The 12,428-nt window shown below is 71.2% G+C and carries 14 protein-coding genes; 8 read left to right on the forward strand and 6 right to left on the reverse strand.

Annotated elements, in window-relative coordinates:
• The first annotated feature begins 140 nt into the window (after positions 1–140).
• The 7 genes from ACSYGN_RS34435 (at position 141) to ACSYGN_RS34465 (ending at position 6,643) form a co-directional block, all read left to right on the forward strand.
• Positions 141–941 carry a HipA family kinase gene (locus tag ACSYGN_RS34435; protein ID WP_460402658.1) on the forward strand — a complete coding sequence of 267 codons (801 nt, stop codon included), beginning with the start codon at positions 141–143 and terminating at the stop codon, positions 939–941.
• Complete coding sequence (locus ACSYGN_RS34440) at positions 938–1,387, forward strand: DUF3037 domain-containing protein (RefSeq protein ID WP_460402660.1); 450 nt, start codon at positions 938–940, stop codon at positions 1,385–1,387. Before ACSYGN_RS34435 ends, ACSYGN_RS34440 begins: the two co-directional genes overlap by 4 nt.
• 160 nt (positions 1,388–1,547) lie before the next feature.
• Complete coding sequence (gene fabG, locus ACSYGN_RS34445; protein ID WP_460402662.1) at positions 1,548–2,309, forward strand: 3-oxoacyl-ACP reductase FabG; 762 nt, start codon at positions 1,548–1,550, stop codon at positions 2,307–2,309.
• Positions 2,310–2,572: 263 nt separating this feature from the next.
• Entirely contained in the window at positions 2,573–3,337 is a 765-nt protein-coding gene (locus ACSYGN_RS34450) for an SDR family oxidoreductase (protein ID WP_460402664.1), read from the forward strand.
• A gap of 258 nt (positions 3,338–3,595) precedes the next feature.
• On the forward strand, positions 3,596–5,179 hold the full coding sequence (locus ACSYGN_RS34455; protein WP_460402666.1) for an ABC transporter substrate-binding protein: 1,584 nt from the start codon (positions 3,596–3,598) through the stop codon (positions 5,177–5,179).
• Between the two features lie 156 nt (positions 5,180–5,335).
• Entirely contained in the window at positions 5,336–6,019 is a 684-nt protein-coding gene (ung, locus tag ACSYGN_RS34460) for a uracil-DNA glycosylase (protein WP_460402668.1), read from the forward strand.
• A 129-nt stretch (positions 6,020–6,148) separates the two neighbouring features.
• Entirely contained in the window at positions 6,149–6,643 is a 495-nt protein-coding gene (locus ACSYGN_RS34465) for a hypothetical protein (protein ID WP_460402670.1), read from the forward strand.
• A 55-nt stretch (positions 6,644–6,698) separates the two neighbouring features.
• On the opposite strand, the gene ACSYGN_RS34470 is transcribed toward ACSYGN_RS34465, so the two are convergent.
• Positions 6,699–7,160, reverse strand: coding sequence for a hypothetical protein (locus tag ACSYGN_RS34470; protein ID WP_460402672.1), 462 nt, complete (start codon positions 7,158–7,160; stop codon positions 6,699–6,701).
• 118 nt (positions 7,161–7,278) lie between these two features.
• Positions 7,279–7,791 carry a DinB family protein gene (locus ACSYGN_RS34475; RefSeq protein ID WP_460402674.1) on the reverse strand — a complete coding sequence of 171 codons (513 nt, stop codon included), beginning with the start codon at positions 7,789–7,791 and terminating at the stop codon, positions 7,279–7,281.
• Positions 7,792–7,893: 102 nt separating this feature from the next.
• On the opposite strand from ACSYGN_RS34475, the gene ACSYGN_RS34480 reads away from it, so the two are divergent.
• The gene (locus ACSYGN_RS34480; protein ID WP_460402676.1) at positions 7,894–8,805 is read left to right on the forward strand and encodes a Gfo/Idh/MocA family protein; all 912 of its coding nucleotides are present in this window, start codon (positions 7,894–7,896) and stop codon (positions 8,803–8,805) included.
• Here the strand turns inward: ACSYGN_RS34480 and lnt are convergent.
• The 4 genes from lnt to ACSYGN_RS34500 all read right to left on the reverse strand — a co-directional run bounded on the left by lnt (position 8,723) and on the right by ACSYGN_RS34500 (position 12,266).
• Complete coding sequence (gene lnt / locus ACSYGN_RS34485) at positions 8,723–10,297, reverse strand: apolipoprotein N-acyltransferase (RefSeq protein WP_460402678.1); 1,575 nt, start codon at positions 10,295–10,297, stop codon at positions 8,723–8,725. The genes ACSYGN_RS34480 and lnt overlap by 83 nt on opposite strands.
• 97 nt (positions 10,298–10,394) lie before the next feature.
• A complete protein-coding gene (locus ACSYGN_RS34490) occupies positions 10,395–10,883 on the reverse strand; it encodes a nuclear transport factor 2 family protein (RefSeq protein ID WP_460402680.1) in 489 nt (162 codons plus the stop codon).
• 182 nt (positions 10,884–11,065) lie between these two features.
• Positions 11,066–11,245 carry a hypothetical protein gene (locus ACSYGN_RS34495; protein WP_460402682.1) on the reverse strand — a complete coding sequence of 60 codons (180 nt, stop codon included), beginning with the start codon at positions 11,243–11,245 and terminating at the stop codon, positions 11,066–11,068.
• A 145-nt stretch (positions 11,246–11,390) separates the two neighbouring features.
• The gene (locus ACSYGN_RS34500; protein ID WP_460402684.1) at positions 11,391–12,266 is read right to left on the reverse strand and encodes an undecaprenyl-diphosphate phosphatase; all 876 of its coding nucleotides are present in this window, start codon (positions 12,264–12,266) and stop codon (positions 11,391–11,393) included.
• Between the last annotated feature and the right edge of the window lie 162 nt (positions 12,267–12,428).

Below are 12,428 nucleotides of genomic sequence, written 5' to 3' on the forward strand. Positions count from 1 at the left end.
GAGACCGCCTGCGGCCGATGCCCTGGGCGGCAGGGTGTCGGCGGCGACGTCCCGTTCCGGACTCAGGAAAGTGCGTGGTGACATCGGCACGTCGGCTCGGGCGTTCCTCGCCCGCGATCACCCTTCGTTAGCCTTGGAAGATGTTGAAAGAGGTGATCGCGACCCGCTACATCACGCCGCTGCGTGAGGGCGGTTCGCTGCCGGGGCTCGTCGAGGCGGACGACCTCGGTGTCTACGTCATGAAGTTCACCGGTGCGGGACAGGGCCGCAAGACACTGGTCGCCGAAGTGCTGTGCGGGGAGCTGGCCAGACGGCTCGGGTTCCGGGTGCCGCGCCTGGTGACCGTGGGCCTCGATCCGGTGCTGGGACTCGGTGAGCCCGACCCGGAGGTGCAGGAACTGCTGCGCTCCAGCGGCGGCACCAATCTCGGCATGGACTTCCTCTCCGGAGCCCTCGGCTTCGACCCCCTCGCCTTCCCGGTGAGCCGCGCGGAGGCCGGGCGGATCGTCTGGTTCGACGCGCTGATCAACAACGTCGACCGGTCCTGGCGCAATCCCAACCTGCTGGTGCGGCGCGGTGAACTCTGGCTCATCGACCACGGCGCCACCATGATCTGGCACCACAACTGGCCCGGCGCCGAGACCTCCGCCGCCCGCCCCTACGACGCCTCCGACCACGCCCTCGCCCGCTTCGCCCCGGATGTCGCCTCCGCCGCCGCGGACCTCGCGCCCCTGGTCACAGCGCAGCTCCTGGCGGAGGTCACGGCGGAGATCCCCGACGTCTGGCTGCACGGCGAGCCCGGGTTCGACACCCCCGACGAGCTCCGGCATGCCTACGCCCGGCCCCTGCTCGCCCGCGCCGCCCTCGTCCACGAACGCATCACCGGCATCGCATCCACCGCGGACGCAGGTCACCGGTCCACCACCGGAGGGAAGACATGACCGAGCACCACCTCCACATCGCCGGACATGTGGCCGAGCGCCACATCACCCGGGCGGGCCAGGGCGGCGACCGGGACGTGTTCGAGTACGCCCTGCTGCGCGTCGTGCCCCGTGTGGAGCGCGGGGAGTGCATCAACGCCGGAGTGCTGGTCTACTGCCGTGCCCGCTCCTACCTCGGCGCCCGCACCCATCTCGACGAGGCCAGGCTGCTGGCCCTCGACCCGGACGCGGACACCGCGGGCGTCCGGGCCGCCCTGGCCGGTGTGGAGAGCGTGTGCACCGGCGGCGACATGGCGGGCCAGGCCGGACTCGACGACGCCGGGCGGCGGTTCCGCTGGCTGATCGCGCCCCGCTCCACGATCGTGCAGCCGGGTCCCGTGCACACCGGGCTCACCACCGACCCGGCCGCCGAGACCGAACGGCTGCTCGCTCTCCTCGTCAGGTGATGAATCACACCCGCCGTGCACCCCGTTGACACCGAGTGCCAGGACTTCTAGCGTCTCGTGTGCCGAAGGTACTAAGCGGTCGCTCACTGTCGGGCGTACCGTGGGAGCCGCGGACCAGATCTGCCGACAAGGCTTTCTCGAGGGCGAGGAGAATTCAGCGATGACCACCACTGAGCAGCGGGTCGCCGTAGTCACCGGCGCTGCGCGCGGTATCGGTGCAGCCACCGCCGTACGACTGGCCGCCGAGGGCAGGGCGGTCGCGGTGATCGATCTCGACGAGGCCGCCTGCAAGGACACGGTGGAGAAGATCACCGCGGCCGGTGGCCGGGCCCTCGCGATCGGTGCCGACGTCTCCGACGAGGCGCAGGTGGAGGCGGCGATCGCCCGGGTCGCCGAGGAACTCGGCGCGCCGACGATCCTCGTCAACAACGCGGGCGTGCTGCGCGACAACCTGCTGTTCAAGATGAGCGCCGCGGACTGGGACACGGTCCTGAACGTGCATCTGCGCGGCTCGTTCCTGATGACCAAGGCCGTCCAGAAGCACATGGTCGACGCGGGCTTCGGCCGGATCGTGAACCTCTCGTCGTCCTCGGCGCTCGGCAACCGCGGCCAGGCCAACTACTCGGCCGCCAAGTCCGGCCTCCAGGGCTTCACCAAGACCCTCGCCATCGAGCTGGGCAAGTTCGGCATCACCGCCAACGCCGTCGCCCCCGGCTTCATCGCCACCGACATGACCGCCGCGACCGCCGCGCGCGTCGGCATGGGCTTCGAGGAGTTCAAGGCCGCGGCCGCCACCCAGATCCCGGTGCAGCGCGTGGGCGAGCCCGACGACATCGCCGACGCGATCGCCTTCTTCACCGGCGAGAGCGCCGGATTCGTCTCCGGCCAGGTGCTGTACGTTGCGGGCGGGCCCCTCAACTAGGGCCTGTCCGGCGGATCATGCCGCAGACGGCCGGACCGCCGGTCGATCGGGCCGGCGGGCGGCCCGGCCGGCCGGGCTGACTGCCGACCGGCCGGGCCGGCTGCCGACCGGCCGGGCTGACTGCCGACCGGCCAGGCGACGTGCGGCCGATCCGGCCGATCCGGTCGGACTGCCGGTCGACCGTTCGGATCGGCTGGCCGTATCGGCCGGCACCTGCCACCGATCCACACACCGTCCCACAGACCGATCAAGGAAACCGGAACATGACTTCGCAACTCCCCGAGCTCTCCGGCAAGGCCGCTCTGGTCACCGGCGCCAGTCGCGGTATCGGCTACGGCGTCGCCGAGGCGCTGGTGGCCCGGGGTGACCGGGTGTGCATCACCGGGCGCAACGAGGAGGCTCTCAAGGAGGCCGTCGAAAGGCTGGGCTCCGAGCGGGTCATCGGCGTCGCCGGCAAGGCGCACGATCTGGAGCACCAGACTGAGGCCGTCGGGCGCGCCATGGAGGCGTTCGGGCGCGTCGACTTCCTGGTCAACAACGCCGGGACCAACCCGGTGTTCGGGCCGATGGCCGACCTCGACCTGAACGTGGCCCGCAAGGTGTTCGAGACCAATGTGATCTCCGCGCTCGGCTTCGCCCAGAAGACCTGGCACGCCTGGCAGAAGGACAACGGCGGCGCCATCGTCAACATAGCCTCCATCGCCGGTCTCTCGCCCTCGCCCTTCATCGGCGCCTACGGCGTCAGCAAGGCCGCGATGATCAACCTGACCCAGCAGCTGGCGCACGAGTTCGCGCCCCGGGTGCGGGTCAACGCGATCGCCCCGGCCGTCGTCAAGACGAAGTTCGCCCAGGCCCTGTACGAAGGGCGCGAGGAGGAGGCGGCCGCCTCCTACCCGCTGGGCAGGCTCGGGGTGCCCGCCGACATCGGCGGCGCCGCCGCGTTCCTCACCTCCACGCAGTCCGACTGGATCACCGGGCAGACGCTGGTCGTCGACGGCGGCATCTTCCTCAACGCCGGCGTGGGCTGATTCCGGACCCTGTCCGACCCGGAGTTCCGGACATTGCGAACGTGACCTACGGGTTCACGAGGGTGCCGCTCCCCTGACGGGGACGGCGCCCTCGTCGTCGTACGGGAGGGGTCCACGAGACACACGGCCGGATGACAACGTCGTCATGAACCACCTGATCAAGGCCGGTTCACAAACCCTCGCGAACCAGGTTCACCATCCGTCACGCTGCGGTAGGGTCTGCCGACCCTTGGTGACGGCGGATCGAGGAGCGTGCGCGTGTACAGACGGAACCGAGGCCTCCGGCGAGCGGCGCTCATCGCGTCCATGTCGCTCCTGGTGGCCGGATGCGGGGTGTTCTCCACGCAGAGGTCCGGCAGCTCCGGGCCCATCGTGGTGGGCACCACCAGCGCGCCCAGCACACTGGACCCCGCCGCCTCCTGGGACGGCTCCTGGGAGCTGTTCCGCAACATCTACCAGACGCTGCTCGCCTATCCCGTCGGTGCGACCACGCCCCGGCCCGACGCCGCCGACAGCTGCAGGTTCACCGACAGCTCCGACACCACGTACCGCTGTGTACTGCGCGTCGGCCTGACCTTCTCCGACGGCGACCCGCTCGACGCGCAGGCCGTCAAGCGATCGATCGAGCGCATACGCGCCGTCAACGCCCCCACCGGACCCGCCGGGCTGCTCGGCAGCCTCGACCGGGTGCAGGCCCTGGGCGAGCGCGAGGTGGTCTTCCGTCTCGGCAGGCCCGACGCCACCTTCCCGTTCGTGCTCGCCACCCCGGCCATGTCGATCGTCGACCCCGACGACTACCCGGCGCACTCCCTCCGCAAGGACGGCGGCGCGCGCGGCTCCGGGCCCTACAAGCTTCAGTCGTACGAGGAGGGCAAGCAGGCCCGGCTCATCCGCAACGAGCACTACAAGGGGTTCGCCCGCAGACAGAACGACGCCGTCACCATCCGCTACTTCCAGGACTCGGCCGCCATGGTCAAGGCCCTGCGCGACGGGCACATCGACGTCACCTACCGCGGCCTCGCCGCCGACGGCATCGTCGCCCTCCAGGACGAGGGCCCCGGCTCCGGGCTCCAACTCGTCGAGGGCAGCGGCACCGACATCAGCTACCTGGTGTTCAACCCCAAGGACCCCTGGGCCGCGAAGCCCGCCGTCCGCAAGGCCGTCGCCCAGATCGTGGACCGTTCGGCGATCGCCCACAAGGTCTACAAGGACACCGTGGACCCCCTGTACTCCATGGTCCCCTCGGGCCTCACCGGCCACACCGCCGTGTTCGGCGACGCCTTCGGCGACCCCAGCACCGATAAGGCCCGCACCCTCCTCGCCGCGGCGGGCATCCACAAGCGGGTCCCGCTCACCCTCTGGTTCACCACCGACCGCTACGGCTCCGCGACCGCGGCGGAGTTCGCCGAGCTCAAACGGCAGCTCGACGGCTCCGGGCTGTTCACCGTCACCCTCCGGAGCCGTCCCTGGAAGACGTACGTGGCCGGGTACGAGAAGGGCGAGTATCCGGTGTTCGGGCGCGGCTGGTCCCCCGACTTCCCCGACGCGGACAACTTCATCGCCCCGTTCGTCGGCGCGCGCAACGCCCTCGGTACGCCGTACCCGGCGCGGGAGATCACCGACGTGCTGCTGCCGAAGTCCCGGCGGGAGGGCGACCGGGCCGCCGTGGTCAAGCAGTTCCAGCGGGCCCAGCAGATCCTGGCCGACGACGTGCGGCTGCTGCCGCTGTGGCAGGGCAGACAGTACGTCGGCGCCAGCGACGACATCTCGGGCGGCGAACAGGCTCTCGACCCGTCGACGATCATGATGATGTGGGTCCTGCACCGCAAGACGAGCTGGTAGGCCGAGGCCGTCGGCAGCGCACGGCTTCACCCGTCCGGGGGCCGATTGTCAGTGGGCGCCTGTAGGTTCTGGATCCATGGGGACCTCGCCGCGACGGACCCCGGACCGGACCTGCGCCGGACCTTCGAAGTGACCGAACATCGTAAGGACGTTGACGTGACCGACCTCGCCATGCTGCCCGAGTCCTGGCGCTCCGTGCTGGGCGACGAACTGCAGCAGCCCTACTTCAAGGAGCTCACCGAGTTCGTCGAGGAGGAGCGGGCGAACGGCCCCGTCTATCCGCCGCGCGAGGAGGTCTTCGCCGCGCTGGAGGCCACGCCGTACGACAAGGTGAAGGTCCTGGTCCTCGGCCAGGACCCCTATCACGGCGAGGGCCAGGGTCACGGCCTGTGCTTCTCGGTCCGCCCCGGCGTCAAGGTCCCGCCGTCGCTGCGCAACATCTACAAGGAGATGAAGGAGGAACTGGGCACGCCGATCCCGGACAACGGCTATCTGATGCCGTGGGCCGAGCAGGGCGTCCTGCTGCTCAACGCGGTGCTCACGGTCCGCTCCGGCGAGGCCAACTCGCACAAGGGCCGCGGCTGGGAGAAGTTCACCGACGCGGTGATCCGCGCGGTGGCAGGCCGCCCCGACCCCGCGGTGTTCGTGCTGTGGGGCAACTACGCCCAGAAGAAGCTCCCGCTGATCGACGAGACCCGGCACGTCGTGGTGAAGGGCGCCCACCCTTCGCCGCTGTCCGCCAAGAAGTTCTTCGGCTCCCGCCCCTTCACCCAGATCAGCGCGGCGGTGGCCGAGCAGGGTCACGACCCGATCGACTGGACCATCCCCGACCTGGGCTGACCGGCGCCGGCGGCAATGCGGCCGGGAGTACTTCCTGCACCGCACCGGACGCCGCGCGCTGATCCGACGCGAAGTGTCGGACACGCCCTACTGTCGGAGGGCACAGCGGACGAGGGCGCGGAGGGTGCGGTGGCGGAGCGACAGGGGCATGCGGCGCCGGACGCCGTGCTCACGCGGATCGGGCAGGTCGTCATGCTGCACCACGCCGGGGACCGCGAGGAGGCACGGGACCGGCTGCTGGCCCTGTGGGGCGAACTCGGCGAGCACGGGGACGCCCTGCACCGGTGCACCCTGGCCCACTACCTGGCCGACACCCACGACGACCCGGCCGACGAACTGGCGTGGGACCTGCGGGCGTTGTCGGCGGCGGAGGAACTCACCGAGGCCTCCGCCGCCGACCTCCCGGCCCTGCTCGCCGTGCGCGCCGTGCGCGCCCTCACCCCGGCCCTCCACCTCGACCTCGCGGCGGACTATGCGAGGCTGGGCCGCCCCGAGGCAGCGCGCAGCCATCTGCGCAGGGCCCGCCGCGCCGCCGACGCCCTCGCCCACGACGGCTACGGCTACGGCGACGGGGTCCGGGCGGAGATCAGCCGACTGGAGCTGACGCTGGGGGAGGGGCCGTAGCAACGGACCGAGGAGGCACCGGACCGGCGAGGTGCCGGTTCACGGCACGGCGTCCTCACGGCTTGTACGCCCGCTCGCAGACGGTCGACTCGGGGCTGTCCGGGCGCCATCCGCCGTACTTCCTGCCCAGCGCGCACACATCGGTGTTCCTGCGCACGGTGCGGGAGATCCCGGACGCGTCGGGAACCGTGGGGACGTCCACCGGGGGCCGCGGCGCAGGGTGTGGCCGTGAGTCCGGGAGTGTGTGGCGGTGGACGGGTGCGGGAGCCGCGGTGGCCCCGTCCGGGTGCCCTTCGCCGGGGCTGGCCCGCCGTGAGGGTCCGGTCACCTCCAGAGCCTCCCGGGCCGGGGCCTGCACGGCCCGGGGCCGGGTGGAGCCGTCCGGCCCCGGCGCCGAGAGCGGGGAGGGGGCCGCCGACGGCCCGGGCACGGCAGGGCGCTGGACGGTCATACAGCCGGAGAGAGCCGCTGCGGCCACGGTGACCAGGAGCGCTGCGGTGGTCGTCGTTCGATGCACCCGCGTCACTCTGCTGGTTCGGCGGCCCGGCAGGGAACACCCGGCCGCTCCGACGTGCTCCATGCCGGGGACGTCGTAACCTCTTCGAGCGAAGAGGCGGCCCAGGGTTGACGCCGCGTCAGTCCCCGGTGGACCCGTCGATCCGCTCACGGAGCAGATCGGCGTGCCCGTTGTGGCGGGCGTACTCCTCGATCATGTGGGTGAGGATCCAGCGCAGGCTGAACGGCTCGTCGGAGAACCTGCTGCGGCCCTTGGAGAGCTCGTCGAGCGCTAAGCCGGCCGCGTTGCTCCGGGCGACCTGTATCTCCGCCTGCCACGTGGCGTTCGCCTCCGCCCAGGTGTCGGCCTCGGTGAGGTGGAACTCACCGTCCGGGTCCTCCTTGCTCCAGTAGATCGGGCCGGGGTCGTCGGCCACGAGCACCTTGCGGAACCAGTTCCTCTCCACGTCCGCCATGTGCCGCACCAGTCCCAACAGCGACAGTTCGGACGGCGGGACGGAGGCGGTCCTGAGCTGTTCGTCGGTCAGCCCCTCGCATTTCCAGGCCAGCGTCCGGCGGTGGTACTCCAGCCAGCCCTCCAGCATGGCGCGCTCGCCGGCGTCCTGGGCGGGTTCGTTGCGGTCGGTTGTCATGCCCGGAATCCTCTCCCGGGGTGCCGACATCCGCCAGGGGGCGGGTCCGCCGGCCCCCGTATGCTGCCGGAAGGCAATGTCAGGCAACCGCAAGGAGCGCCCGTGAAGGTCGGCTGCATCGGACTCGGCGACATCGCGCAGAAGGCATATCTGCCGGTTCTGGCAGTCCAGCCCGGCGTCGAACTCCATGTGCAGACCCGCACCGCGGCGACCCTCACCCGGGTCGCCGACGGTCTGCACCTCCCGTCCGGGCAGCGGCACGCCGACCTCGACCACCTGATCGCCCAGGACCTGGACGCCGCCTTCGTGCACGCGCCCACGCCGGTGCACCCCGAGATCGTCGCCAGGCTGCTGGAGGCGGGTGTCCCCACCTACGTCGACAAGCCGCTCGCCTACCGCCTCGACGAGTCCGAACGGCTCGTCGCCCTCGCCGAACAGCAGGGCGTGTCCCTCGCGGTCGGCTTCAACCGGCGCTACGCCCCCGGGTACGCACAGTGCGCCGACCATCCGCGTGAGCTGATCCTCATGCAGAAGAACCGCGTCGGGCTGCCCGAGGAGCCCCGCCTGATGATCCTCGACGACTTCATCCATGTCGTGGACACCCTGCGCTTCCTGGTGCCCGGCCCGGTCGACGACGTCACCGTGCGCGCCCGCGTCCAGGACGGCCTGCTGCACCATGTCGTCCTCCAGCTCGCCGGCGACGGCTTCACCGCGCTCGGCGTGATGAACCGGCTCAACGGCTCGACCGAGGAGATCCTGGAGGTCTCCGGGCAGGACACCAAGCGCCAGGTCCTCAACCTCGCCGAGGTGATCGACCACAAGGGCCAGCCCACCGTGCGGCGGCGCGGCGACTGGGTGCCGGTGGCCCGGCAGCGCGGCATCGAGCAGGCGGTCCTCGCCTTCCTCGGCGCCGTACGGGACGGGAAGGTGCTCAGCGCCCGGGATGCGCTGGCGACTCACGAACTGTGCGAGCGGGTGGTACGTGCGGTTCAGGAGCGGTCCGGCGCGGCCTGACCGCCCGGAAGCCCTCCGTGGCGCACATCGCCAGCAGCACCAGCAGCGCGCCGTGCACCGGCCAGTCGCCGAAGCGGACGTACGGTGTGATCCCGTGCGCGAGCGGCACCTCGTACACCTGGGCCGTGCTCGCGCCGGTGCCGAGCCAGGGGCCGATGCGCTCGCCGCGCGGGCCGTAGACGGCGGAGACGCCGGTCAGAGTGGCGTGCACCATCGGGCGGCCGGTCTCCGCGGCCCGCAGCGCGCCGAGCGAGGCGTGCTGCTCGGGGGCCCAGCTGTGCTGGAAGGTCGATGTCGCGGACTGGCCGACCAGTACATCGGCGCCGTCCGCGGCGAGGTGGCGGCTCATGTCGGGGAACGCGGTCTCGAAGCAGATCAGCGGACCGATGCGCAGCCCGTGCCCGACGTTCATCACCACCTGCTCGGTGCCGCGCTGCCGGTTCTCGCCCGCCGCCTTGCCCACCGAGGTCGCCCAGCCGAGCAGGGAGCGCGCCGGTATGTACTCGCCGAACGGGACGAGCCGCATCTTGTCGTACCGGTCGCCGGTCAGCCCGTGGGGGCCGACCAGGATCGCGCTCTTGTAGATGCCGGGCCGGTCGGAGCGCCGGGCGTCCACGTTGACCAGGATGTCTGCCTTCGTGTCGCGCGACAGCGCGGTGATCCGCCTGGCCAGGTCGGGTCGCTGGCCCAGGTCGAAGCCGACGCTGCTCTCGCCCCAGACGATCAGGTCGATGTGCTGCCCGACGAGTTGCCGGGTGAGCTGCTCCTCGCGGTCGAAACGCCGGTCGGGGCCGTCGGTGCCTCCGATCAGGCCGGGCTGGACGACGGCTATGCGGACCCTGCCGTCCACGTCGGGGCGCGGTGCCCACACCCAGGCCACCGAGGTCGCGGCGGCCGTGGCGAGCAGTGAGGCCAGGGCGGGCACACGGGCCGCCCGCACCGATATCAGCAGGGTGACGGCCACATTGACGGCGACCACCAGGAAGCTCAGCAGCCACACTCCGCCGATCGACGCGAGCCGCAGCGCCGGTTCCACCTGCCACTGACTGGCGCCGAGCATGCCCCACGGCCCGCCGAGCCCCTGCCAGGACCGCACCAGCTCGACCGCCAGCCAGCCCGACGGCAGCACCAGGAACGCGGCCGCGGCCCGGGCCCGGGACGGCACTCCGCTCAGCAGCCGCCGCACCAGCCAGCCCCAGGGCACCCACAGCGCACCGAGGATTCCGGCGATCAGGAAGATGAACACATGCAGGCTCGGCAGCAGCCAGTGGTGCACGGCCACCATGTAGCCGAGCCCTCCGCACCAGCCGTCGTAGGCCGCCCGCTTCCCGGTCGGCGCGGAGCGCGCGAGCAGCATCCACGGCACCAGGGCGACATAGGCGAACCACCACAGGGACGGCGCCGGGAAGGCGAGCACGGGCAGCGCACCGGCGAGCGCGGCGACGACGCAGCGGCGCCAGGGGGAGGTGAGCCAGTGATCCAAGGTCTTCATACGGCGGCTCCCTACCCAGCGGGTGGCTCCAGTGTGCGCGCCCGGAGCCGATCTCCGACAGGGGGCCATCGGCCCCGGTGATCATCCCCGCCCGTGCTCACCCGCCGGTGGACGGGCCGGGCAACTGCCGCCACTTCTCCTGGACGACGACGTCCGTCAGCCGCCAGCCCTCCGCGGTCCGCACCAGCCCGAACGAGTAGCGCCCGCCGCAGACGAAGTCCGGGGCGGTGGAGGCGCCGGGCGTCTCCCGGCCGCCGCTGCTGAAACGCATGGGGTTGAGGTAGTCGGCCTGCACCTGAGCCATGTCGCCGGTGTCCTGTGCCAGGACCCCGAACCGCAGCCGCCGGTTGACGATCAGATGCTGCCGCATGGGGAAGATCCGCAGGCTCTCGGCGAGCCAGTCGGCGACCCGGCCGGCGTCCCCCTCGATACCGCCCGCCGAGCGGTAGTCGGCCCGGCCGTCCGGGGCGAACAGCGCGCGGTACGCCGTCCAGTCGCCGTCGTCCACCGCCACCGCGTACTCGGTGATCAGCCCGTCCACGGCCAGCCGGTCCAGCACGGTGGCGAGTTCCACACGCTGTGTCATCGGGTCAGTGTTGGGCACGGGGCGCGCGGAGCCAAGAGCCGTGCGACGACCTGACGGCTGGAAGAAGACGACAGGGCGGCCGGACGACCGAGACAGCAGGACGAACGAGACGTCATGCGGGGCACGGCGGGACGGGCGGACCCCGGTACGTCGTCGCCGACGGGTTGTCGCCGCGCGCCGCGTCAGGCCGCCTCGATGATCTCGCCGCGAATGGCCGCGGCCCACCTCACGACCAGCAGCTCGTACTCGGCGCGCTCCTGCGCGGACAGCCTGCCGCCCGCGCGCAGCCACAGCGCGCGGATCTGCTCGTTCAACTCGGCAGCAGAGCGCACGGAACCAGGGGCCACGGAATCGGGGGACATGCCGCCAAGCGTAGGCGAGGGCACTGACGCTGCGCTACCGGGCAGCTACGCAACCCGTATGGAGTTGGTCACGGGTACGGCTGGACACGGGCGCAACTGCCGTGCCGAACAGCCGATTTGGCGGAGTGTCGGACGCGGTGCCGGGTCAGCCCGCCGACTCGGCCGCGTGCGGGCTGAGCACGCCCGTCGCCACCAGTCCGATGATCGCGATGCCGAGGGCGACGCGGTACCAGACGAACGGCATGAAACTCTTGCTGGAGATCCACTTCATGAACCAGGTGATCACCGCGAATCCCGACGCGAACGCGATCCCCGTCGCGAACAGTGTCGGCCCCCAGTCCACGTGGTCGGTCTCCAGCGCGTCCTTGACCTCGAACACCCCGGAGCCCAGCACCGCCGGGATGGCCAGGAGGAAGGAGTAGCGGGCCGCGGCCTCGCGCCGGTAGCCCATGAACAGACCGCCGCTGATGGTGGCGCCGGAACGGGAGACGCCCGGGACGAGGGCGCAGGCCTGGCAGAGGCCGTAGATCAGGCCCTCCTTGACGCTCATGTCCTCCAGCGATTTGCGCTGCTTGGGCGCGCGGTGCCGGCCGCCCTTCTCGTCCCGCGCCGCCAGCCGGTCGGCGACGCCGATCACCACGCCGATCACGATCAGCGTGGTCGCGGTGACCCGCAGATCGCGGAACGGCCCCTCGATCTGGTCCTTGAGGGTCACGCCGAGCAGGCCGATGGGTATCGAGCCTGCGATCACCAGCCAGCCCATCCGGGCGTCGTGGTCGCCCCGCATCGTCTTGTTCACCAGGGAACGGGCCCAGGCTGACACGATCCGGCCGATGTCCTTGCGGAAGTAGATCAGTGTGGCGGTCTCCGTGCCGATCTGGGTGATCGCCGTGAAGGCCGCGCCCGGGTCCTTCCAGCCGGAGAACGCGGCGGTCAGCCGCAGATGGGCACTGGAGGAGACAGGCAGGAACTCGGTCAGCCCCTGGACCAGCCCGAGGATGAGGGATTCGAACCAAGACATGGAGTGGCGGCGTCCAAGCGCTGATGGTGGGAGGGCAAGGCCAAACGGGCACACCCGCACCGCGGTTCGCGGTGATCAGGTGTGCGAAGCGCCAGCCTAGCGCCCCGCTGTGACATGCGTGTCACGGGCCTTTCTTGGCCGCTCATTGACCGTTCCTTGACC

This window comes from Streptomyces sp. YIM S03343, from assembly GCF_054729195.1.

Coding starts and splice junctions, on each gene's coding strand:
- ACSYGN_RS34500 (WP_460402684.1), bottom strand. CDS start 12,266: ATGTCTTGGTTCGAATCCCTCATCCTCGGGCTGGTCCAGGGGCTGACC.
- ACSYGN_RS34475 (WP_460402674.1), bottom strand. CDS start 7,791: ATGACAACCGACCGCAACGAACCCGCCCAGGACGCCGGCGAGCGCGCC.
- ACSYGN_RS34495 (WP_460402682.1), bottom strand. CDS start 11,245: ATGTCCCCCGATTCCGTGGCCCCTGGTTCCGTGCGCTCTGCTGCCGAG.
- ACSYGN_RS34490 (WP_460402680.1), bottom strand. CDS start 10,883: ATGACACAGCGTGTGGAACTCGCCACCGTGCTGGACCGGCTGGCCGTG.
- lnt (WP_460402678.1), bottom strand. CDS start 10,297: ATGAAGACCTTGGATCACTGGCTCACCTCCCCCTGGCGCCGCTGCGTC.
- ACSYGN_RS34450 (WP_460402664.1), top strand. CDS start 2,573: ATGACTTCGCAACTCCCCGAGCTCTCCGGCAAGGCCGCTCTGGTCACC.
- ACSYGN_RS34440 (WP_460402660.1), top strand. CDS start 938: ATGACCGAGCACCACCTCCACATCGCCGGACATGTGGCCGAGCGCCAC.
- ACSYGN_RS34435 (WP_460402658.1), top strand. CDS start 141: ATGTTGAAAGAGGTGATCGCGACCCGCTACATCACGCCGCTGCGTGAG.
- fabG (WP_460402662.1), top strand. CDS start 1,548: ATGACCACCACTGAGCAGCGGGTCGCCGTAGTCACCGGCGCTGCGCGC.